The sequence below is a fragment of the Roseateles sp. P1_C1_2 genome (genome assembly GCF_056406535.1).
The window spans coordinates 72,666-92,762 of sequence record NZ_JBFUAB010000008.1 but is presented as its reverse complement, the minus strand read 5'-3'; the positions used below and the strand labels follow the sequence as shown (position 1 = coordinate 92,762).

Here is a 20,097-nt window from a genome sequence, read left to right as displayed (position 1 = left end):
ACCGATGTCCAATCCCGTCGTTGCCCAACACCAGACGCTCGATCAGCTGCATCCCATCCTCGGCCGCCTCGGCTGGGACTCGCTGCCGCTGCACGAGCCCATCCTCGTCGCCACCTTCATCGCCGTGATGCTGGGCGGCGCGCTGGTGTTCGCGCTGATCACCAAGTTCAAGCTCTGGGGCCATCTGTGGACCGACTGGATCACCAGCATCGACCACAAGAAGATCGGCATCATGTACATCATCCTCGGCGTGGTGATGCTGCTGCGCGGCTTCGCTGACGCGCTGATGATGCGGGCCCACCAGGCCATGGCCTTTGCCGACAACGCCGGCTTCCTGCCGCCGCACCACTACGACCAGGTCTTCACGGCCCACGGCGTCATCATGATCTTCTTCGTCGCGATGCCCTTCGTGACCGGGTTCATGAACTATGTCGTGCCGCTGCAGATCGGCGCGCGCGACGTCGCCTTCCCTTTCCTGAACAACTTCAGCTTCTGGATGACGGCCGGCGGCGCCGTGCTGGTCATGATCTCGTTGTTCATCGGCGAGTTCGCCAAGACCGGCTGGCTGGCCTACCCGCCGCTGTCGGGCATCCTGGCGAGCCCGGATGTCGGGGTGGACTACTACCTGTGGTCACTGCAGATCGCGGGCGTGGGCACGACGCTGTCGGGCATCAACCTGATCGCCACCATCATCAAGATGCGCGCGCCGGGCATGACCATGATGAAGATGCCCGTCTTCACGTGGACCTCGCTGTGCACCAACGTGCTCATCGTCGCGACCTTCCCCGTGCTGGCCGCGACGCTCGCGCTGCTGACGGCCGACCGCTACCTGGGCACCAACTTCTTCACCAACGACCTTGGCGGCAACGCCATGCTCTACGTGAACCTGATCTGGATCTGGGGCCACCCCGAGGTCTACATCCTGGTGCTGCCGGTGTTCGGCATCTTCTCGGAAGTGGTGTCCACCTTCAGTCGCAAGAAGCTGTTCGGCTATGCGTCCATGGTCTATGCCACGGTCGTCATCACCATCCTGTCCTACCTCGTCTGGCTGCACCACTTCTTCACCATGGGCTCTGGCGCCAGCGTGAACAGCTTCTTCGGCATCACGACGATGATCATCTCGATCCCGACGGGCGCCAAGATCTTCAACTGGCTGTTCACGATGTACCGCGGCCGCATCAAGTTCGAAGTGCCGATGCTGTGGACCGTGGGCTTCATGATCACCTTCACCATCGGTGGCATGACGGGCGTGCTGCTGGCCGTGCCGGCGGCGGACTTCGTGCTGCACAACAGCCTCTTCCTGATCGCCCATTTCCACAACGTCATCATCGGCGGCGTGGTGTTCGGCGCCTTCGCCGGCATCAACTACTGGTTCCCCAAGGCCTTCGGCTTCCGCCTCGACGCCTTCTGGGGCAAGGTCTCGTTCTGGTGCTGGTTCATCGGCTTCTGGGTCGCGTTCACGCCGCTGTATGTGCTGGGCCTGATGGGCATCACGCGCCGCGTCAGCCACTTCGACGACGTGACGCTGCAGCCTTACTTCGTCGTCGCCGCCATCGGTGCGGGCATCGTGGCCTGCGGTATCGGTGCCTTCCTGGTGCAGATCGCCGTCAGCATCTGGCGTCGCAAGGAACTGGCCGACACGACGGGCGACATCTGGGGTGGCCGCACGCTGGAATGGTCCACCTCTTCGCCGCCGCCGGACTACAACTTCGCCTTCACGCCCGTCGCCCACGAGATGGACGCCTGGCACGACATGAAGCAGCGCAATGCCGAGCGCCCTCGCCAAGGCTTCGTGGCCATCCACATGCCCAGGAACACCGGCGCCGGATTCATCATCGCCATGCTGGCCACGGCCATGGGCTTCGCGCTGATCTGGCATATGTACTGGATCGCCGCGGCGACCTTTGCCGCCACCGTCATCGCGTCCATCGTCCACACCTTCAACTACGACCGTGACTTCCACATCCCGGCCGATGCGGTGACCCGCACCGAGGACGAGCGCACCCGCGCGCTTGCATCCGCTGCCTGACCGGGAGACCGCTGACATGACTGCAACTGTGACCTCTCACGTCAACGGCGCCGCGCCCGTCTTCTACGACACGGGTGACCACCACCCGCAGCCCAGCACCATGCTGGGCTTCTGGCTCTACCTGATGAGCGACTGCCTCATCTTCGCGGTGCTGTTCGCCGTCTACGCCGTGCTGGGCCGCAACTACGCGGCCGGCCCGTCGGGCGCCGACCTCTTCGACCTGCCGCTGGTGGCCGTCAACACGGGCCTGCTGCTGTTCTCGTCCATCACCTATGGCTTCGCGATGATCGCGATGCAGGCCAAGCGCAAGAACCAGGTCTTGGCCTGGCTGGCCATCACGGGCCTGTTCGGCCTGGGGTTCCTCGGCATCGAACTGTTCGAGTTCCATCACCTCATCCACGAGGGCGCCGGCCCCGGCCGCAGCGCCTTCCTGTCCAGCTTCTTCACGCTGGTCGGCACCCACGGCCTGCACGTCACCTTCGGCTGCATCTGGCTGGTCACGCTGATGGTGCAGGTGCAAAAGCTCGGCCTCACGCCGGCCAACCGCCGCCGCCTGATGTGCCTGTCGATGTTCTGGCACTTCCTGGACGTCGTCTGGATCGGCGTCTTCACCTTCGTCTACCTGATGGGAGTGCTGTGATGGCCGACCATGCCCACGATCACCACGACGACCATCACGACGGCGAAGGCGACTTCCACGTCAGCTTCAAGGGCTATGCCGTCGGCTTCATGCTGTCGGTCATCCTGACGGCGATTCCCTTCTGGCTCGTCATGGGCAAGGTGCTGCCCACGCCCAAGCTCACCGGCCTGGTCATCCTCGGCTTCGCGGCCGTGCAGATGGTCGTGCACATGATCTATTTCCTGCACATGAACGCCAAGGTCGAGCAGGGCTGGTCCCTGCTGGCGCTGCTGTTCACCGGCGCCCTGGTCGTCATCATGCTGTCCGGCTCGGTCTGGGTCATGTATCACATGAACGCCAACATGATGCCGACGCCCGATCCCGCCGCGATGCGCAACATGCCGTGATCCGCGCGGCGCGCCTGGCACTGATCGTCGCCACGGCGCTGGCCAGCGTGGGCTTCCTCGCGCTGGCCGTCTGGCAGTTCCAGCGCCTCGGCTGGAAAGAAGATCTCATTGCCCGCGTCGAGCGCCAGGTTCATGCGGAGCCGGTGTCTCCGCCAGCCGCATCGGTTTCGGTATCGAAGGCCGACGAATACCGCCGCCTGCGCCTGCACGGCCGCTTCGAGCCGCGTGAGGTGCTGGTGCAGGCCACGACCGAACTGGGCGGTGGCCACTGGGTGCTGGCGCCGCTGCGCCTGGACGACGGCACGGCCGTCCTCATCAACCGCGGCTTCGTGCCGCCCGAGCAGCGCGCGCCCGACCGGCATGCCGCGCCCGCCGGCGCCGTCGAGCTGACGGGCCTGCTGCGCCTGACCGAAACCGGCGGCGGCCCGCTGCGCCAGAACGTGCCCGCGGAGGGGCGCTGGTATTCGCGTGACGTCGCCGGTATCGCGGCCCAGCTTGGCGTCCGCGGTACGGTCGCGCCTTTCTTTGTCGACGAGTCCGCCGATCCCGCCCAGCCGCTGCGTTATCCGCGCCCCGGCCTGACGGTGATCCGTTTCGCCAACAATCACGCCGTCTACGCCATCACCTGGCTGGCGCTCGCGGCCATGTCTGCGGCTGCCGCCATCTATCTGCTCCGCGAAGAGCGCCGCCGCTCCCTGCCTTGAACCCCACGCCGCTGACCCCCACCGCCGAACCCGCTGAGCCGGTCATCGTCGCGCCCGAGCGCCGCGCCGGCCGTGCCAACCTGCGCCAGCTCATCGAGCTGCGCTGGCTGGCGGTGGGCGGCCAGCTCGCCACGGTGCTGGTCGTGCACGTGGGCCTCGCCATCGCGCTGCCCTGGGCCGAGATGCTGAGTCTGCTCGGCATCCTCGTCGTCTTCAACCTCTTCAGCATCTGGCGCAACAAGCTCACGCAGCCGGTCTCGCAGATCGAGCTCTGCATCGCGCTGCTCGTCGACGTCGGCGTGCTGACGGGCCAGCTCTACCTGGCCGGTGGCAGCGACAACCCCTTCATCTACCTCTATCTGCTGCAGGTGGCCGTCGCCTCTGTGCTGCTGCGGCCGGCCTACCTTGGTGTCATCGTGCTGAGCACGCTGACCGGCTTTGTCGCGCTGACGCAGTGGCACCGCCCGCTGCTGCTGGATACCTCCTCGCCGACGACGCTGTCGCCCAACTACCTTGGCGGCCTGCTGCTGTGCTTTCTGCTCAACGTCGGCCTGCTCAGCGTCTTCATCGTGCGCATCAACCGCAACCTGCGCCAGCGCGACGCCGAGTTGGCCGAGCTGCAGCAGCGCGCCGCCGAGGAAGTGCACATCGTGCGCATGGGCCTGCTGGCCAGCGGTGCGGCGCACGAGCTGGGCACGCCACTGGCCACGCTCAGCGTCATCCTCGGCGACTGGGCGCATATGGCCCCCTTTGCCGCCGAGCCCGAGCTGCGCGAGGAGATCGAGGAGATGCAGCGCCAGATCCTGCGCTGCAAGGCCATCGTCACCGGCATCCTGATGTCGGCCGGCGAAATGCGCGGCGAGGCGCCACGGTTGACGACGCTGCAGGCCTTCACGGAAGGCCTGGCCAAGAGTTGGCGGGCAGCCCACGCAGGAGCCGACCTGGCCCTTCGCAACAAGGACCTGCCCGAGGTCGAGATCATCTCGGACAGCGCGCTGCAACAGGTCGTCGCCAACCTGCTGGACAACGCCCTGGAGGCTGCGCCCGGCATGCCGCTGACCCTCGTGGCCACCTGCCCGGACGAAGCCACGCTGCGCCTGTGCGTGCGCGACAACGGCCCCGGCTTCGACGCCCAGCGCCTCAAGCACTTCGGCGAGCCCTACCAGAGCAGCAAGGGCCAGCCCGGCCGTGGCATGGGCCTCTTCCTGTCGGTTAACGTGGCACGCACCTTGGGCGGCCGGCTGGAGGCGCGCAACCGCGAGGGCGGCGGCGCCGAGGTCGTGCTGACCCTGCCCATGGCCTCATTGCTGCCACGCCGCTGATGTCCGCCGCTGAATCCGACCGCCTGCTGCTCATCGTCGAGGACGACGACAGCTTTGCCCACACGCTGACCCGCTCCTTCGAGCGCCGCGGCTGGCGCGTCGTGCGCGCCACCGGGCTGGACGACATGAAGGCCTTGCTCGACGCCTTGCCCGACGACGAGGAACTGGGCCACGCCGTCGTCGACCTGAAGCTCGCCGGCGGTGCCTCGGGCCTGGCCTGTGTGCAAGCCCTGCATGGCTGGGACCCGGAGGTGCTGATCGTCGTGCTGACGGGCTACGCCAGCATCGCCACGGCCGTCGAGGCCATCAAGCTCGGTGCCTGCCACTACCTCGCCAAGCCGGCCAACACCGACGACATCGAGGCCGCCTTTGCGCGCAGGCAGGGTGATGCCGACGTCGAGGTCACCGAGCGTCAGACGGCGTCCATCAAGACGCTGGAGTGGGAGCGCATCCACGAGGTGCTGGCCGAGACCGACTTCAACATCAGCGAGACGGCCCGCCGCCTGGGCATGCACCGACGCACGCTGGCGCGCAAGCTCGAGAAGCAGCGCATCAAGTGATCAGCTCTCTCAGTGCGTCCTGCAGTTCGGCCCAGCTGTAGGTGGCCTGGGCCGCCAGCAGGCCGGCCTGGCCGAAGACCGGCGTCAAGCCGTAGCGCTGCAGGGCCGCCGGCAGATCCGCGCGGCCGCTGATGGCGTCGGCCAGCCACTCGCCAGCCACCGTCGTCGGGGCCACGCCATGGCCGCCGAAGGCCTGGGCGAACCACAGGCCCGGCGCGAGCTGGCCGATCTGCGGCATCTTGTGGCGGGCATAGCTCATCAGGCCGCCCCAGGCATGCTCGATGCGTACCGCGGCGAGCTGCGGATAGACCTTGAGCAGGTCGGCCTGCAGCATCTGGGCGATGCGCGCCGGGTCGCGCTCCTGGATGGAGATGCGGCCGCCCCACAGCAGGCGGTGGTCGGCGAGCGCCCGGTAGTAGTCGAAGGCGAAACGGTTGTCGTAAAGCGCTGCCGGCGTGCGGATCGGCCGCAGCGCCGGCGGCAAGGGTTCGGTGGCGATGACATAGGTCGCGATCGGCAGGCGCGCGCCCGTCAAGGCCGGCAGCAAGGTCTTCAGATAGGCGCCGCCGGCCACGACGACCTGGGCGGCACGGATCGAGGCCTCCTGCGCGGTACGCAGCTCGAAGCCACCGGCAGGCAGGCGGTCGATGGCCATCACGGCGCTGTGCTCATGCACCCGGCCGCCGGCCTGCTCGATGACGCGCGCCAGGCCCAGCGCGTACTTCAGCGGATGGAAATGGAAGGCATCGCGTTCCATCAGCGCGCCGCCGTAGCGCTCCGTGTCCAGCCACTGCCGCACCTGCGTGGGCTCGATCTCGTCCCAGACGACGCCGAAGTTCTCGCGCAGCCAGCGCGCCTGGTCGCGCAGCTGGCGCTCGGCCCGTGGGCTGTGCTTGAACCAGTTGAGCAGCAGGGCACCGCCTTCCACGCGGTCACAGGCGATCGCATGGCGTTCGATGCGTGATCGGATCAGCGCGACGGCCTCGCGGCTGTGGGCATAGAGCTCGCGCGCCGGCGCCAGTCCCAGGTCGCTCACCAGGTCTGCCGCGTCGCGGCTGTAGCCGCCGAAGACGAAGCCGCCATTGCGCCCCGAGGCGCCATGGCCGATGGTCTGCGCCTCCAGCACCGCGACGCTGGCGATGCCGCGCTCCTGCAGGCCGCGCGCGGTGGCCAGGCCGGCAAAGCCGCCGCCGAGCACGGCCACTTCGACATTGGTGGACGACTCGGCGAGGGGTGGGAAGCTCAGGCGAGGCGCCGTGGCGGCGTAATAGGTCTCCGTTTGCATGCGCTGGCTTCAGGTCGGCGGGGACTCAATGTAGTCTGGCGCATAGACGGTGAATACGCACCGTTGCAGCTGAAAGAGGTGGCGGGCAGAGTCGCATGCCCGATGCCTTCGGATCGACGGGCTGTATCGATCTCTGCCTATGACCGCACCCAAAAAGCTTGCAACCGCGCTCTCGAAACCTGTCGACGCGAGTCTCAAGGTCGCCGACGACGGGCGCTGCACGCTGCAACGCAAGCCCGTCGCGCTATCGGATCTGCGCGCGCGGCTTCTCGAACTCAAGGCCGCCCATCCCGACGTGCAACTCCACGTGTCAGGCAGCGACAAGGTTTCATATGCCCAGATGGCGCCAGTGATGAAGATCGTGGAAGAGACTGGTTTGGTTCGTCTGCGCTTTGTCACGGACTGGCCTGACACGCCGGCCTCCTCAGGGGGGCACGCCATCAGCCTCGGGTGCTCGTCGATGAAATGCTGCGCTATCGACGCGACCGGGCATGCAACTCGAAGCATGCGATGCGGATGGGGGGCTGTGGGGTTCGCGAGCTGGGCCGCCTCCTTGAGGGCCGGACTGATCCGGTGTCTGCTGTTGAGTGCAATCCTGCTGCCGAGCGCCCAAGCCGGCAGCACGGACGTGATCGCGAAGCTCAGAGCCCATGAGTTCTCCGAGCTGGAGCGCCACTACGAAGAAGTCGAATCCAGGTTCGAACGGCGCGAGTTGAGCGAGCGCGATCTGATAGGTGCCTATTACCCGTTCTATCGCAAGGAGGACACGCTGTCTGACGACTTCGCCGCGTGGATCGAGCAGCGGCCCGACTCAGCCCTGGCGCGTCTGAGTCGGGGCATCTATTTCAGGAAGTTGGGGGAATTCCGCAGGGGGCGGGGGTACGCCCGTCAAACACGGGCGGCGGACCTTGAGTACATGACACAGATGCATGCTCGAGCGAAGCAGGACCTGATCGCAGCATTGCGGCAGCACCCCAGGTCATACGTCACGGTTGTGCACCTGCTGAACATTGCGCAGTTTGAGCTGGATCGCGAAGGCGCCCGCGCTTATCTCGACGCCGCCAACAGCCTGCTTCCAGACAATCTCTTCGCGCGGGCTCGCTATCTGATCAGTCTCGCGCCGAAATGGAATGGAAGCCACGAGCAGATGGATGCGTTTGTCCGAGAGGCCAAAGCCAGCGGCGTGACGATGCAGCTTGGGCGCTGGCTCGAAGCCATCGTCAGCGAAGACCGTGCGGATGTCGCCTTCTACCAAGGTGATGACGCAGCTGCGGCGGCCCATGCCGCCGAGGCTCTGAGGCTCGCCGAGGATGCAGGGGAGGCATTTCAGTCCGACTTCTTGAGCTTCTCGGTTTGGTACAAGAAAGCTGGCCAACCGGCTTCGGGCAGAGGGCGAACAGGTCAGTCATGGTGGGTGCCCATCATTCAATGGACGACCTGGGGCGTCCTCATGGCGGCCGTGATGGGTTGGGTGGCTCGAAGCCGGATGAAGCAGCGACCGGAGCAGCTCGGCGATGACATGCGGCACCCTCCGAGCACCCTCGTCATCGGCACCGTCGGTTTCGTTCTCTTTGCGGCCCTCGGCTTGATATCGAACACCATTGGCAAGAACGAGACGACCAGCGTCTGGACGGATCTGCTGTTCCTGTTCCTTTCCCTGATGTCGCTGCCCATGATCGGCGACTACTTCCTGGCCCGACATCGCCTGACACCCGATGGGCTTGAGTTTGGACGGCTGCTGGGGCGCCGCGGGAAGCTCAGATGGGAGGAGGTGAGCAGCGTCGAGTACGCCTCGGTGATGAAGTGGTTCAGGATCAGAACCCAGCAAGGGGCGACGATTCGTATCTCCGCGATGCTGATGGGACTGCCCGCATTTGCGCACCAGGTCCTGTCCCATGTCCCCGCACATCGGATCGCCGAGTCCACGAGGGAGATCCTCGCGCAGACGGCAGATGGAAGGCCGCCCAGTATTTGGGCCTGAGCTCGATGTAGCCCTGGGCACGCGGTTGAACGCCAGGTCCGGATCGGGCGAAAAAAAACCGGCTCGGGAGAGCCGGTCTTTCATGCAGAGCCGCTGGGTTCAGTAGCGGCCACCGCCGAAGCCACCCGTGCCGTAGCCGACATCCGAACGCTTGGTGGCGGTGTAGCCATTCGCGCCGTAGCCGCTCGAATCCTTGCTGGCTTCGCGGGGACGGGCCAGGCTCACGACGATGGAGCGTCCATCGACGGTCATGCCGTGCAGTGCCGAGATGGCGGCCTGGGCGACTTCAGGAGAAGCCATTTCGACGAAGCCGAAACCTTTGGACGTGCCGGTTTCCCGGTCCATCATGACCTTGGCGGAGGAAACGCCACCGAACTCGGCAAAGTTGCTTTTCAGGCTGGAATCGGTCACGGAGTAGGGCAGGTTGCCCACGTAAATCTTGCTGCTCATGGTTGAGCCTTTCTGAGTGTTTGCGCACGGTCTGGGCGCGGTTGTGCGAATCTGCACTCGGCAGTTCGCAGCGAGTGGGACGTCAGCACGCGTTAGGTAGCGGCATGCACGCTTGAAGCCAGCCCTGGGTGACGGCGTACAGCCGCGCAGCTTCGCGTGAGGCAAAGGTGGTGTCGAAGCGGAATACGCGGCGACAACCTTCGTTGCCCTGGGCGGGGCGAACCGAGAACGAGGCGCGAAAGCGGCCACAGTCGGTCGGGTGTGTCGCGGGCGAAACGACGTACTTGCCCATGGGGATGGTGTTGTTCGAAATCTTGTTCAGTCAGAACTGCGGGCTTGAATCGCCCGCCGGGGCACGTCTTCGCGCGGTCAGTTTTGCCGGCAAATAACGCGTGGAAGTTCGCTAATCGCGCCTTGGGTGGGCGCGAACGGCCATTGGGAATGGCGCGGCGACCGCGGATTATATCTATTTAGATATGTTTCCGAGAATTTATATTTCTTCGGGTGTTGATGGGGCTGTGTCCGATGCCAGTCAAAGCCCCGCCAGCAGCTCGTACGAGCGCCGCCGCAGCGCATGGTCGTGCACGGCGCAGGCCACGATGAACTCATCGGCCTGCGTGCGCTCCCTGGTGGCGGCCAGGCCGGCGCGCACGGTCTGTGGCGAGCCGACGATGGATTCGCTCAACATGCGCTCGACCTGCATCGCCTCGGCGGGCGACCACAGCGAGTCCATGCTCGCCACCGGCGGCGGCAGTTTGCCGCGCCGGCCGCGCACCATGCCGAGGAAGCGCTGCTGGGCCGAGGTGAAGAGGAACTGCGCCTCCTCGTCCGTCGGCGCGACGATGACATTGAGCCCGACCATCGCATGCGGCTTGGGATGCCGGGTGCTGGGCTTGTAGGTGCTGCGATAGATCTGCAGGGCCTGCATCAGCATCTCGGGCGCGAAATGCGACGCGAAGGCAAAGGGCAGGCCGAGGTAGGCGGCGAGCTGGGCCGAATAGAGGCTGGAGCCCAGCAGCCAGATCGGCACCTCGGTGCCCTGGCCTGGCACGGCGCGCACTGGCGCCTCGGCGTCCGCCGGCGCGAGATAGGACTGCAGCTCCAGCACGTCGTTGGGAAAGCCATCCTCGCCGGTGCTTTCCAGGCTGCGGCGCAGCGCGCGCATCGTCGGCCGGTCGGTGCCCGGCGCGCGGCCCAGGCCCAGGTCGATGCGGCCAGGGAAGAGTTCGGCCAGCGTGCCGAACTGCTCGGCGATGGTCAGCGGCGCATGGTTGGGCAGCATGATGCCGCCGGCGCCGACACGGATGCGTCGGGATGCCGCGGCCAGCTGGCCGATCAGCACGGCGGTGGCCGAGCTCGCCACGCCTTCCATGTTGTGATGCTCGGCGACCCAGTAGCGCGTGTAGCCCAGTTCGTCGGCCAGGCGCACCAGGTCCAGGCTGTTCAGCAGGGCTTCGCGCGTGGTGGCGCCTTCGACGACGGGCGCCAGGTCGAGGATGGAGAGCGGGGGCAGGGCGGTCATGCCGCCATCTTGCCCAGATCGGTTTCGCCCCATGCGACCGGGGCTTTGCGCAGATGTGATTGCAGCCAAGGCAACAGGCGGGCCTCATAAGCCTGGCGGTCGAAGTCGCGCAGGTCCTCATGGCCAGCGCCCGGCACTGCCCACAATTGCTTGGGTTCGGGCGCGGCATTGAAGAGCTGCTCGGTCTCGACCCAGCGCGTGGAGCGGTCTTCGGTGCCCGAAGCCACGAGCAAGGGCGCGCGAACGCTGCGGATGGCTTCGATGGGCCGCAGCTCGTGCACACCCAGGCCCAGGCGCAGCGGGATCTGCAGCAACAGCAGCGGCGCGGCCCAGGCGCCGGCCGGGCCGAGGCGATTTGTGAGCCGATCCTGGACGGCGTCCGTGATGGTGGGGTAGACCGACTCCAGCACCAGTGCGTCCAGTTCGGGCTGGCGGTCGGCGAACAGCAGCGAGGCGCCGCCCAGCGACACGCCGATGCCGCCCAGTTTCTCGCCCGGCAGGCGCCCCCGCAGCCAGCCCAGCGCGGCCTGCACACCCAAGGCCTCGCGGCGACCGAAGCTGATGCGGTCGCCGCTGCTCTCACCGTGGGAAGGCAGGTCGATCAGCAGGCATCCAATGCCCTCGCGCTGCAGCCAACGCGCGCGCTCCAGCATCTGCAGTCGACTGCCGCGCACGCCGTGAAGCAACAGCACGGCGCCTTCGTCCGTGCGCCCGGGCAGGAACCAGCCGCTGACCTGCTGGCCATCGCCGTAGGGGATGCGCAGGGCTTCGCCAGGCACGCCGGGCGGCGGTGCGCCGAGAGCCGCGCGGGCGGGCCGGGTCAGCCATTCGCCGGCGGCCAGGCTGATCACGACGACGCCCAGGGCCAGCAACAGGGTGATCAAGAGGATGCGATTCATGCGACGTAAGGCTGCCCGCGACAGGGTGACGGGCTTGTCAGCGCACAGGCTGCAAAGCGGTAGGTTGATGCGCCCAGCCTGCAGTGTCGCGCGGCCCGAGCGTCGCCGGGCTGGGGCACCCGTGTTTCGTCGCTGCCGGTTGGCTGGCCGCTCAGCTCAGGTCCAGCACCGCGCGCACCAGCTGCGGGCCATCCGGATGCGGGGTCAGGCGCGCGCCGAACTCGCGCATCAGCGCCAGCATGCGGCGGTTGTCGGCCAGGATGTCGCCGTGCAGGCGCTGCACGCCATGGCGGCTTGCATGAGCGGCGAGGTGGGCGATCAGCCGCCGGCCCAGGCCGCGGCCCTGCCAGTCGTCGGCGACGGCCAGCGCGAACTCGGCGCGCTCGGGGCGGTCGACATCGTGCACATAGCGCGCGTCGGCGATGACGGGGTGGCCGGGCTCGCGGGACTCCACCACCCAGGCCACATGCTGGCTCTGGTCGACCTCGGTCAGCAGCTTCAGCAAGGCGGGGCTGAGCTCGCGCAGGCCGACATGGAAGCGCTTGTGGCGCGAGTCCAGTGACAGCGCGCTGAAGAAGGCCTGTTCGGCGGCGGCGTCGGTCGCGGCGATGAGGCGCAGGCCGACCTCTTGGCCGCCGCTCAGCCGCCAGTGCTCGGGCGCCTCGGTGGCGACGGGCGCCGCCGCTGCCAGCAGCGTGTTCACACCCGCGCCTCGGCCGGCCGCAGGTCCAGCACCGCCGGGCCACTCAGCGCGCTGACGGTGACGGCCTCGTCGCTCTGCACCACGAAACATTGGCCGGGCTCCAGCACGATGTCGCGGGTGTCGTGGTCGATGGTGATCCACAAGGTGCCGGAGGCGCTGCACAGATGGGTGGCGCGCGCCTCGGGCAGGCGGGAGATCTGGCCGCGTTGCAGCAGCAGCCGGGTGCGGGGGACGTCGATCAGCATGGTTTGCTCCTCGGGCCGGGATCCGGTCTTGGCTGCATGCCGGGTTGGCATGCTTGCGCCGGGGCCGTCTGGGGCGGATAGTGACGGTTCCACGCTGTGCCGACAAACGATGATTTGGAAGGCTTCGCATTCCTTCAGCTCATGTCAACAAAGCCGGTCGACCATCTCCCGCCGCTGCAATTGCTGGCCGCCTTCGAGGCGGCCGCGCGCCACCTCAGCTTCACGCAGGCCGCCGCGGAGCGCTTCGTCACGCAATCGGCCATGAGCCGCCAGATGCGTGCACTGGAGGACGAACTCGGCGTGACGCTGTTCGAGCGTCGCCACCGGGCGCTGGCGCTGACGGAGGACGGCCAGCGCCTGTACGCCGCCTGTTCGACGGCCCTGAACACGCTGCGCGTGGCCGTGCGGGCAGTGCGCGAACCCCACCAGCGCCAAGTGCTCGCGCTGACGACGACGCCGGGCTTCGCGTCGCTGTGGCTGATCCCGCGGCTGACGGCCTTCACACGCGCGCACCCGGGCATCGATGTGCGCCTGGACGCGGGCCTGGGCAACCGCAACCTGGCCAGCGAGGGCTTCGACCTCGCCATCCGGTACAGCCCCATCGGTGCGGTCCAGGGACAGCAGTTGTTTGCCGAAGCCATGCTGCCGGTCTGCAGCCCGCGCCTGGTGGGGGAACTGGGCCTGCCGCTGCGCGAGCCGCCCGACCTGGCGCGCCACACGCTGCTGCACCTGGCCATGGACGGCGACAGCGCCGGCATGCCGGCCGAGTGGGAGCCCTGGTTGACGGCCTGGGGCCTGGCCGATCTGCGTCCGGCGGCACGGCTGAGCTTCTCCAGCTATTCGGAGGCGATTGCCGCCGCGGTGGCGGGGCAGGGCGTGGCGCTCGGGCGCCGCCCCCTCGTCGATGCACTGCTGGCCTGCGGGCAACTCGTCACGCCCTTCGACGCCGGCATCGCCTCGGCGCGGGCCTATCGCCTCATCATCGACCCGGCGGCCCGCCATCGGCCGGCCGTCAAGGCCTTCGAGCAGTGGTTGCTGGCGCAATGCGCCGGCGAATCCCTGCCCGCCTGATCGCTTGGGCGCGGCGGGCTCAGCCCGCGCCGTTCAAGTGGCTCGCGATGCCAGGGTCGGCCGACTGCGCGCGCAGCTGCCATTCCCGGGCCCGGGCGGTGCCCGGATCGCGCGCCTCACGCAGCAGTGCGGCGGCAAGGCGGGCCCGCGAGCGCTCGGCCGCGGCCAGCGCCCAGGCCTGCTCGCTGAGCGCCAGGCAGGCGCCGCGGTAGAGCTTGAGCGCGGCTTCCAGGGCCGCTGATGCGATCGTGCTGCCGGCGGGTGCGTGCTCGTGCTCGGTCAGGCGGTCGTTCAGGGCCTGCACATCAATCCAGACGCAGTCCGCGTTCAGGCGGATGCCGTGGTCCTGCACCAGCAGGGCAGCATCGTGGCCCAGCAGCCGGCGCAGTCTCGCGACCGTGACCTCGAAGGCCTTCTGACGACCTTCCCGGCCGTCGCCGGGCCACAGCTCACGGGCCACCGACTCGGTCGAGCTGGCCTCGTTGCCGCGGCAGGCCAGATAGCGCAGCAGTTCGAGCGGCTTGCTGGCGGCCTTGCGGCCCTCCGCCGAGCGGCCTGGGGCGCCGCCATCGTCGGTGCCCACCTCGAAGCCGCCCAGTGCGCGGATCGTCACCGACCAGGGCCAGGTCTCGGGCGCCCCGGCCGGTGCCGCGAGCCGGCGCGTGCGGATGGCCGAGCGCACCCAGTCCGTCTCGGTGCCATGCACCAGGGCCTGGCAGAAGATCTGGCCGATGTGCAGCGGCAGCAGGGGCAGCACGCCGGGCCATTCCAGTTCGCGCAGCGTGCGCATGACGCGGGCCAGGGCGGCGTTCGGCAGGGCGTGCCAGCCTTGGCGCTGGCCGACGGCGATCAGTGCGGTCAGGTCCGCCAGGCAGCGCAGGCGTGCCGCCAGATAGCGCGGCAGCTGCATCTCGCTCAAGCCTTGAAAGCGCCCGGCCGCTTCCTCCGCATTGCCGCAGCCGATCAGCGCATAGCCCTCCTGCACGAGGTAGGTGACCTGGTAGCCGGGCCAGGCGCCGCTCATCTGCAGATGGCCCAAGGCACGCCGGGCGTGGCCCAGGGCGGCGTGGAAGTCGCCCGCGCGCAGGGCCACGCGGCAGCGCACATCGGCCTGATCGGCCCACCACAGCGGCGTGCTGGCCGCATCGCCCGCGGCCGCGGCCTGGGCTGCCAGGGCCAAGGCCGCAGCGGGGTCGCTGGTGCACTCCACGAGGCGTGCCCGCTGCAGCGCCGCGACGGCGGCCAGCCCCGGCAGCTGGTGCTCGGCCGCCAGCTGCTGCGCCAGCACCAGCCGCTCCCGCGCTTCGTCCACCTTGGCGAAGGCGCTCAGATGCCAGGCCGCGGTGATGGCCCAATGGCCGCGCCAGAAGGGCGAGGCGTCCGGCTGCTTCTCAAGGGACGCGACCTGCGCGAACAGCAGTTCGAACTCCGCGTCCTCGCCGTGGCGCTCGCACAGCTCACCCAGCGCGCAGGCCAGCGCCAGTGACACGTCTGTGGGAGTGCCGCGGGCGCGCTCCATCAACAGGGCCGCCTTGGCGGGCGGCCACGAGGGCAGCACGCCGTAGTCATGCGCGATCGAGGCCCCGGCCCAGGCCAGCAGGCCCTCGGTCGCGGTACCGGCCGCGTCGGGGCCGACGGCTGCCAGCACGCCCAGCATGGCCATGGCGTGGCGGTAGGCGGCCGCCTGCAGATGCTCCACCAGCACCACCAGGCCAGCGGCTCCCGCGGCGAGCGGCGCCTGTCCGTCCGCTTGCGCCCGCAGGGCCAGCGCCGCCGCGCTGTCCAGCGCGCCCGGGGCCTGGGCCGACAGCGCGCGCAGGGCATCCAGCAATTCACCCGACCGCTGCGCGGCTGCCGCTTCGGGCTGCGACGGGTTCATCGCTGCATGCTAAGCCCGTGCTGTGGGTCATTTGTGGGTGGCGTGGGCTGGGCGCGCCTTTCATCATCAATACGCAGCCAGCGCCCTGCCGGCGGCATACCTGGGAGTTGCAATGAACACTGATCTCCAACACGCAAGGCGCTCGGTGGCCGTGACGGCCGTCGCCTTTCTTGCCGCCGCCTGCAGTGGGGCCGCGTGGGCGCTGCCGCTGGCATCGGGCGTCACCCGCGAAATCAACTTCGTCTCCGACCACTCGACGTGTACCGGCCTGCTGCCGCTGGGCGGCGACTCCGTGTCGTGCACGCTGACGAATGGCGCGGACCTGACGGCTTCGTTTGCCGACTACTACGGCAGCCCTTCGAGCGGCAGCGCCCATGTCTTCGTCAACGGGATGGACATGCACTTGTCCGTCACGTCGACCCGCTCCACGGTGCCAACCTCCGTCATCGATGCCGTCCAGTTCGACCAGTTCATGATCACGGGGCCGACGCCCACGGTGCAGGTCGGCGTCACGGTCACCCTCGATGGCACCACGGTTCGGAACGGTTCAGGTTTTGTGCTGACCAGCTACACCTTCATCAGCGGCAAGCGCTCGCCAGCGCCGAGTGCGTCGGCGAATTCGTACGCCGATCGGATCAGCAATGACCCGTCCCGCGACGTGCTCGCCTTCGGTCGCACCGCAACCTTCGGTGGCGGCGTCACTCAGCCCATCCTCCATCGCGTGGATGCTGCCTCGTTCACAGCGGTGGTCGGCACGCCTTTCGAACGCGGCTTCGAGTTCGGGTTGTCCAGCCTGAACACATCCCTGAGCTTCAGCGCGCGCATCGAATACTCGCTGCCGGCCGGCTACACCCTGACGTCGGCCCGCGGACTGATGGTGAACGCCGTGCCGGAAAACGGCAGTTGGGCGTTGATGCTTGCCGGGTTGGTCAGTCTGGGCGGCATGCGCTTGGCACGGCGAAGCGGCGCTGGACCTGAAGGCGAATGAGCGAATTCGTCAGGCTTTGAATGAGATCTCGCAGCTGCACGCCAAGCCTTCCCATCACAAATGCGATGGAGGCTGATCGTCGCTTGCAAGTTGCGCCGCTGCATCAGGTACGGCTGGTGCGGGATCCACATCTTTGTCGGCACTCTGTTTGTTGGCCGACCTGCTCAGCATCCAAGCGGTCAAGAGTGCCAGCGGGATGACGGCAATGGAAATCTCGTCTAACCAGAGCGGTGTGAACGGCAGCCAGAGTTTGTAAAGGATGCCCCAGAAAATTGCGGCGATGCAGGCGACGCCGATCACGGCCAGTACCGCCTTCTTGATCAGGATGCCTAACCGAATCAGCAGATTCATTTCGACCCTGAGCAGCGTCAAGGGAAGCTGTGGCCGGCGCCGCCCAGAAGCGCTGTCTCAGCCCGCCAGCCCGGCGTACACGTGCTGCACGTCGTCGTTGTCGTCCAGTGCGGCGAGAAAGCTCTCCACCTCTTCGAGCTGTTCGGCGTTGAGGCTGGCCGGGTCGACAGGGTTCTTGGGGCGGTAGCCCAGCTTGGCGCTGAGCACCGTGAAGCCCTGGGCGGGCAGAGCGCGGCTGACGAGGTCGAGGTCGGCCGGGTCGGTCAGGAAGACGGTGACGCCGTCTTCGTCGGCCGGCAGCAGGTCCTGGGCGCCCGCCTCGATGGCCGCCATGTCGGCGTCGGCCCCGGGCGCAGCAGGCTCGGCTTCGATCATGCCGAGGTGGTCGAAGTCCCAGCCCACCGAGCCGGCACCGCCGAGCTGGCCCTTGCGGAACAGCACGCGCATGTCCGACGCGGCGCGGTTCACGTTGTCGGTCAGCACCTCCACCATCACCGGCACGCGGTGCGGCGCAAAGCCCTCGTAGATGGCCTGCTCGAAGTGCACGGTCTCGCCGGTCAGGCCGGCACCCTTCTTGATGGCGCGGTCCAGCGTGTCCTTGGGCATGGACACCTTGCGCGCCTGCTCCACCACCAGCCGCAACCGGGCGTTGTCCTTGGGGTCAGCACCGCTGCGCGCGGCAATCATGATGTCCTTGGCCAACTTGCCAAAGAGCCGGCCCTTGGCATTGGCGGCGATGTCCTTGTGTTTGGCTTTCCATTGCGCGCCCATGGGGTGTCCTGTCTGATCTGTGATTGCGGCTTGACGTGACGCCGCCGAGGGGCGCTACTTTACGGGGAGCTTGATTGGGCTATTCGCAAAGGCTGCAGGGCGAGCATTTGGCGATGGAGTTCAGCCTTTTGCCGCGCTGATCATTCGCCGTCCGAAGGCAAATTTCCAGGAGTTCATGTTGACGCCGGCCCCAATAGCCCGTGTCCTCCGTCGCCTCGTCTTCGCATCGCTTTCTTTCTATCCGCTCCCATTGGCGCTGGCGTGCAAGGACTCGGCTTGCACAAGTCTTTGTCGTCGTGCTGACAAGCCGCGCCATTTGCTCCTTCACCTTGATCTCTGCGCCGAATCGATAGAACCACTGGCAAAAGCGAATGTTGCGGTCGAGATCGCAGTTGTTAAGCGCTTCTCGCACATCGGCTTCGGGGATGTTGTTTTCCTTGACGAAATGCGGGATCAACCGTTCGGTCTGCAAACAGTCGGGATCCCCGTTGCAACGGGCGACTGAACCTGCGGGATCGGCGCAAGCCATCGTCATAGGCAAGACAAGTAGAGCGATGAGCCAGTGAGACATTGCCATATCTGGGCGCCTTCTCGCAGCAGCTTAGTCCGAGCTGCCCAGCGTCGCCGCCACCTTCCGCGTCTGCCCCGCCCGCCAGACCGTCAACGTCACCTTCTCCCCAATCTGCCGCGTCTCCAGCAGCGACAGCATGTCATCCAGGTCCGCCACCGCCTGGCCATCGACCGCCGTGATGACGTCGCCCTGCACGATGCGCCCGCTGCGGTCGCGGCCAAAGGGTTTCAACCCGGCCGCCGCCGCCGGGCTGCCATCCGCCACATTGACGAGCAGCACGCCCTTGGGCGCCCCCAGCGCCTTGGCCAGGTTCTCCGGCCCGGCCGTCACGCCGAGTGCGGGCCGGATGAAGCGCCCGTCGCGGATCAGCCGCGGCACGATGCGGTTGACTTCGTCGACGGGAATCGCGAAGCCGATGCCCGCGCTCGCGCCGCTCGGGCTGTAGATCGCCGTGTTGACGCCGATCAGCCGCCCCGCCGAGTCCAGCAGCGGGCCGCCTGAATTGCCCGGGTTGATGGCGGCGTCCGTCTGGATCGCCCCCTTGATCGTGCGCCGCGTGACCGATTCGATCTCGCGGTTCAACGCCGAGACGATGCCGGTCGTCAGCGTCTGGTCCAGCCCGAAAGGGTTGCCGATGGCATAGACCTTCTGTCCCACCTGCAGGTCGCGACTGGCGCCAATGCCGATGGCCGGCAGTTTCTCGCGCGGTGCCTCGATGCGCAGCACGGCGATGTCGCGGTCGGGGAAGGCGCCGACGAGCTTGGCCGGGTAACTGCTCTGGTCGCTCAGCGTCACGGTGGCTCGGTCGCCGCCCTGGATGACGTGAAAGTTGGTGACGACGTGGCCGGCATCGTCCCAGACAAAGCCGGTGCCGGTGCCGCTGGGCTGTTCGCTGGTGCGCAGCGAGAAGAAGTCGCGCTGCACGCTCAGCGTCGTGATGTGCACCACCGACGGCGAAACCCGCTTGAAGACGCTGATGTTGTTCATCTCCTCGGCGTCCAGCGCGGCGCGCGGGGCCGGCGAGCGAGGCTGGGCCTGGCGGGTTTGAGCCTGCGCGTTCGCGGGCACGGCGATTGCCAAACCCAGGCAGGCGGCGACGGTCAGGATTTCAAGGCGCGAAGGCATGTCGGCGGAAAGTCGGCGATGGCGTTGGCGGCCATTGTGAAGCGGGCGGGTGCCGACTTGCCGACCGTCACGCCGCGTCGGCAATCGATGCAGCAGCAAGGAAAACGGCCATGAAGCAGTTGTTGTTGGGATGGGGCTTGTGTGCGTTGCTGGGCAGTGCTGCCGCGCAGCAGGTGTGGAAATGCGAGCAAGACGGTGTGGTGCGCTATACCGACCAACCCTGCGAAGCGCAGGGCCGGCCCGTGCCCAGCCGCAATCTGCAGCCCAATGGGGTGGATGTCAGCAAGCCCGAAGCGGCCGCGTCGGTGCCGCTCGCAGGCGCCTCGGCGGCCGTGGCGCGCGAGGCATCGGGCGTGGCCGCCCAGGCCAGGCCGGTCTCGGCCATCGCCGAGCGCAGCGCACGCCGACGTGGCTCGGCCGCGCACCGGCGCCCGGCCGACCCGCTGGCACCGGCGCCGCCGGGCTTCATCCAGCGCGGCAACCCGAGGGCGCAGCAACTGGCCGCGTTGCCGCGCGTCAACCCCGTCGAGCCCGCCGGCGAGCTGGACGCAGCACCGCGTTGACCCTGTCAGCGTAACCTCCGGTCGCCGCGTTGTGCGGCGCTCTTGGTGACGG

22 protein-coding genes are annotated in these 20,097 nt (G+C 67.7%); 10 read left to right on the top strand and 12 right to left on the bottom strand.

Going from position 1 to position 20,097, the window contains the following annotated elements; translation table 11 throughout:
• The first annotated feature begins 4 nt into the window (after nt 1-4).
• Genes cyoB through AC1D2H_RS09550 form a run of 6 tightly spaced genes read left to right on the top strand, consistent with a single transcriptional unit; the run spans nt 5 to nt 5,641 of the window.
• Nucleotides 5-2,029 (top strand): cytochrome o ubiquinol oxidase subunit I, encoded by a 2,025-nt coding sequence (cyoB, locus tag AC1D2H_RS09575; RefSeq protein WP_478010774.1) that lies wholly within the window; start codon nt 5-7, stop codon nt 2,027-2,029.
• Between the two features lie 16 nt (nt 2,030-2,045).
• Nucleotides 2,046-2,669, top strand: a complete 624-nt coding sequence (cyoC, locus tag AC1D2H_RS09570) for a cytochrome o ubiquinol oxidase subunit III (protein WP_477932329.1) — start codon at nt 2,046-2,048, stop codon at nt 2,667-2,669.
• On the top strand, nt 2,669-3,055 hold the full coding sequence (cyoD, locus tag AC1D2H_RS09565) for a cytochrome o ubiquinol oxidase subunit IV (RefSeq protein ID WP_477932331.1): 387 nt from the start codon (nt 2,669-2,671) through the stop codon (nt 3,053-3,055). The genes cyoC and cyoD overlap by 1 nt, the downstream gene beginning before the upstream one ends.
• Entirely contained in the window at nt 3,052-3,759 is a 708-nt protein-coding gene (locus AC1D2H_RS09560; RefSeq protein ID WP_478010773.1) for an SURF1 family protein, read from the top strand. The genes cyoD and AC1D2H_RS09560 overlap by 4 nt, the downstream gene beginning before the upstream one ends.
• Nucleotides 3,756-5,081, top strand: a complete 1,326-nt coding sequence (locus tag AC1D2H_RS09555) for an ATP-binding protein (protein ID WP_477932335.1) — start codon at nt 3,756-3,758, stop codon at nt 5,079-5,081. The genes AC1D2H_RS09560 and AC1D2H_RS09555 overlap by 4 nt, the downstream gene beginning before the upstream one ends.
• Complete coding sequence (locus tag AC1D2H_RS09550) at nt 5,081-5,641, top strand: response regulator transcription factor (protein WP_477932337.1); 561 nt, start codon at nt 5,081-5,083, stop codon at nt 5,639-5,641. Before AC1D2H_RS09555 ends, AC1D2H_RS09550 begins: the two co-directional genes overlap by 1 nt.
• Here the strand turns inward: AC1D2H_RS09550 and AC1D2H_RS09545 are convergent.
• Nucleotides 5,634-6,926, bottom strand: coding sequence for an NAD(P)/FAD-dependent oxidoreductase (locus tag AC1D2H_RS09545; RefSeq protein WP_478010772.1), 1,293 nt, complete (start codon nt 6,924-6,926; stop codon nt 5,634-5,636). The two genes, AC1D2H_RS09550 and AC1D2H_RS09545, sit on opposite strands and share 8 nt — an antisense overlap.
• 139 nt (nt 6,927-7,065) lie before the next feature.
• Between AC1D2H_RS09545 and AC1D2H_RS09540 the strand changes: the two genes are divergently transcribed.
• Nucleotides 7,066-8,907 (top strand): biopolymer transporter ExbD, encoded by a 1,842-nt coding sequence (locus tag AC1D2H_RS09540; RefSeq protein ID WP_478010771.1) that lies wholly within the window; start codon nt 7,066-7,068, stop codon nt 8,905-8,907.
• 99 nt (nt 8,908-9,006) lie between these two features.
• Here the strand turns inward: AC1D2H_RS09540 and AC1D2H_RS09535 are convergent, their stop codons facing one another.
• The 6 genes from AC1D2H_RS09535 to AC1D2H_RS09510 all read right to left on the bottom strand — a co-directional run bounded on the left by AC1D2H_RS09535 (nt 9,007) and on the right by AC1D2H_RS09510 (nt 12,726).
• Nucleotides 9,007-9,357 carry an RNA recognition motif domain-containing protein gene (locus AC1D2H_RS09535; RefSeq protein WP_477932347.1) on the bottom strand — a complete coding sequence of 117 codons (351 nt, stop codon included), beginning with the start codon at nt 9,355-9,357 and terminating at the stop codon, nt 9,007-9,009.
• Nucleotides 9,358-9,439: 82 nt separating this feature from the next.
• Nucleotides 9,440-9,649, bottom strand: a complete 210-nt coding sequence (locus AC1D2H_RS09530) for a hypothetical protein (protein ID WP_477932349.1) — start codon at nt 9,647-9,649, stop codon at nt 9,440-9,442.
• Nucleotides 9,650-9,889: 240 nt separating this feature from the next.
• The gene (locus AC1D2H_RS09525) at nt 9,890-10,870 is read right to left on the bottom strand and encodes an LLM class flavin-dependent oxidoreductase (protein ID WP_477932375.1); all 981 of its coding nucleotides are present in this window, start codon (nt 10,868-10,870) and stop codon (nt 9,890-9,892) included.
• A 5-nt stretch (nt 10,871-10,875) separates the two neighbouring features.
• Nucleotides 10,876-11,778 (bottom strand): alpha/beta hydrolase, encoded by a 903-nt coding sequence (locus AC1D2H_RS09520; protein WP_478010770.1) that lies wholly within the window; start codon nt 11,776-11,778, stop codon nt 10,876-10,878.
• A 151-nt stretch (nt 11,779-11,929) separates the two neighbouring features.
• On the bottom strand, nt 11,930-12,481 hold the full coding sequence (locus AC1D2H_RS09515) for an N-acetyltransferase family protein (protein WP_478010769.1): 552 nt from the start codon (nt 12,479-12,481) through the stop codon (nt 11,930-11,932).
• Nucleotides 12,478-12,726 (bottom strand): DUF2917 domain-containing protein, encoded by a 249-nt coding sequence (locus AC1D2H_RS09510; RefSeq protein WP_477932355.1) that lies wholly within the window; start codon nt 12,724-12,726, stop codon nt 12,478-12,480. Before AC1D2H_RS09510 ends, AC1D2H_RS09515 begins: the two co-directional genes overlap by 4 nt.
• 141 nt (nt 12,727-12,867) lie before the next feature.
• Here AC1D2H_RS09510 and gcvA point away from each other — a divergent pair, with 141 nt between their 5' ends.
• Nucleotides 12,868-13,797, top strand: coding sequence for a transcriptional regulator GcvA (gcvA, locus tag AC1D2H_RS09505; protein ID WP_477932357.1), 930 nt, complete (start codon nt 12,868-12,870; stop codon nt 13,795-13,797).
• Nucleotides 13,798-13,816: 19 nt separating this feature from the next.
• On the opposite strand, the gene AC1D2H_RS09500 is transcribed toward gcvA, so the two are convergent.
• Nucleotides 13,817-15,676, bottom strand: coding sequence for an AfsR/SARP family transcriptional regulator (locus AC1D2H_RS09500; protein ID WP_478010768.1), 1,860 nt, complete (start codon nt 15,674-15,676; stop codon nt 13,817-13,819).
• A 112-nt stretch (nt 15,677-15,788) separates the two neighbouring features.
• On the opposite strand from AC1D2H_RS09500, the gene AC1D2H_RS09495 reads away from it, so the two are divergent.
• On the top strand, nt 15,789-16,664 hold the full coding sequence (locus AC1D2H_RS09495; protein ID WP_478010767.1) for a hypothetical protein: 876 nt from the start codon (nt 15,789-15,791) through the stop codon (nt 16,662-16,664).
• Nucleotides 16,665-16,718: 54 nt separating this feature from the next.
• On the opposite strand, the gene AC1D2H_RS09490 is transcribed toward AC1D2H_RS09495, so the two are convergent.
• The 4 genes from AC1D2H_RS09490 to AC1D2H_RS09475 form a co-directional block, all read right to left on the bottom strand.
• Nucleotides 16,719-17,015, bottom strand: coding sequence for a hypothetical protein (locus tag AC1D2H_RS09490; protein ID WP_477932363.1), 297 nt, complete (start codon nt 17,013-17,015; stop codon nt 16,719-16,721).
• Nucleotides 17,016-17,072: 57 nt separating this feature from the next.
• Nucleotides 17,073-17,786: a YebC/PmpR family DNA-binding transcriptional regulator gene (locus AC1D2H_RS09485; protein ID WP_477932365.1), complete on the bottom strand. Its 714-nt coding sequence runs from the start codon at nt 17,784-17,786 to the stop codon at nt 17,073-17,075.
• Nucleotides 17,787-17,865: 79 nt separating this feature from the next.
• Complete coding sequence (locus AC1D2H_RS09480) at nt 17,866-18,357, bottom strand: hypothetical protein (protein WP_478010766.1); 492 nt, start codon at nt 18,355-18,357, stop codon at nt 17,866-17,868.
• 30 nt (nt 18,358-18,387) lie between these two features.
• Nucleotides 18,388-19,482, bottom strand: coding sequence for a S1C family serine protease (locus AC1D2H_RS09475; RefSeq protein WP_478010765.1), 1,095 nt, complete (start codon nt 19,480-19,482; stop codon nt 18,388-18,390).
• Between the two features lie 110 nt (nt 19,483-19,592).
• Here AC1D2H_RS09475 and AC1D2H_RS09470 point away from each other — a divergent pair, with 110 nt between their 5' ends.
• A complete protein-coding gene (locus AC1D2H_RS09470) occupies nt 19,593-20,045 on the top strand; it encodes a DUF4124 domain-containing protein (RefSeq protein WP_478010764.1) in 453 nt (150 codons plus the stop codon).
• Nucleotides 20,046-20,097: the final 52 nt, after the last annotated feature.

What these genes read in the sequence shown, in the direction of transcription:
- cyoB (WP_478010774.1), top strand. Translation starts at nt 5, where the DNA reads ATGTCCAATCCCGTCGTTGCCCAACACCAGACGCTCGATCAGCTGCAT.
- AC1D2H_RS09545 (WP_478010772.1), bottom strand. Translation starts at nt 6,926, where the DNA reads ATGCAAACGGAGACCTATTACGCCGCCACGGCGCCTCGCCTGAGCTTC.
- AC1D2H_RS09500 (WP_478010768.1), bottom strand. Translation starts at nt 15,676, where the DNA reads ATGAACCCGTCGCAGCCCGAAGCGGCAGCCGCGCAGCGGTCGGGTGAA.
- AC1D2H_RS09530 (WP_477932349.1), bottom strand. Translation starts at nt 9,649, where the DNA reads ATGGGCAAGTACGTCGTTTCGCCCGCGACACACCCGACCGACTGTGGC.
- AC1D2H_RS09485 (WP_477932365.1), bottom strand. Translation starts at nt 17,786, where the DNA reads ATGGGCGCGCAATGGAAAGCCAAACACAAGGACATCGCCGCCAATGCC.
- AC1D2H_RS09520 (WP_478010770.1), bottom strand. Translation starts at nt 11,778, where the DNA reads ATGAATCGCATCCTCTTGATCACCCTGTTGCTGGCCCTGGGCGTCGTC.
- AC1D2H_RS09470 (WP_478010764.1), top strand. Translation starts at nt 19,593, where the DNA reads ATGAAGCAGTTGTTGTTGGGATGGGGCTTGTGTGCGTTGCTGGGCAGT.
- AC1D2H_RS09540 (WP_478010771.1), top strand. Translation starts at nt 7,066, where the DNA reads ATGACCGCACCCAAAAAGCTTGCAACCGCGCTCTCGAAACCTGTCGAC.
- cyoD (WP_477932331.1), top strand. Translation starts at nt 2,669, where the DNA reads ATGGCCGACCATGCCCACGATCACCACGACGACCATCACGACGGCGAA.
- AC1D2H_RS09510 (WP_477932355.1), bottom strand. Translation starts at nt 12,726, where the DNA reads ATGCTGATCGACGTCCCCCGCACCCGGCTGCTGCTGCAACGCGGCCAG.
- AC1D2H_RS09475 (WP_478010765.1), bottom strand. Translation starts at nt 19,482, where the DNA reads ATGCCTTCGCGCCTTGAAATCCTGACCGTCGCCGCCTGCCTGGGTTTG.
- AC1D2H_RS09495 (WP_478010767.1), top strand. Translation starts at nt 15,789, where the DNA reads ATGAACACTGATCTCCAACACGCAAGGCGCTCGGTGGCCGTGACGGCC.
- AC1D2H_RS09550 (WP_477932337.1), top strand. Translation starts at nt 5,081, where the DNA reads ATGTCCGCCGCTGAATCCGACCGCCTGCTGCTCATCGTCGAGGACGAC.
- gcvA (WP_477932357.1), top strand. Translation starts at nt 12,868, where the DNA reads ATGTCAACAAAGCCGGTCGACCATCTCCCGCCGCTGCAATTGCTGGCC.
- AC1D2H_RS09490 (WP_477932363.1), bottom strand. Translation starts at nt 17,015, where the DNA reads ATGAATCTGCTGATTCGGTTAGGCATCCTGATCAAGAAGGCGGTACTG.
- AC1D2H_RS09535 (WP_477932347.1), bottom strand. Translation starts at nt 9,357, where the DNA reads ATGAGCAGCAAGATTTACGTGGGCAACCTGCCCTACTCCGTGACCGAT.
- cyoC (WP_477932329.1), top strand. Translation starts at nt 2,046, where the DNA reads ATGACTGCAACTGTGACCTCTCACGTCAACGGCGCCGCGCCCGTCTTC.
- AC1D2H_RS09480 (WP_478010766.1), bottom strand. Translation starts at nt 18,357, where the DNA reads ATGTCTCACTGGCTCATCGCTCTACTTGTCTTGCCTATGACGATGGCT.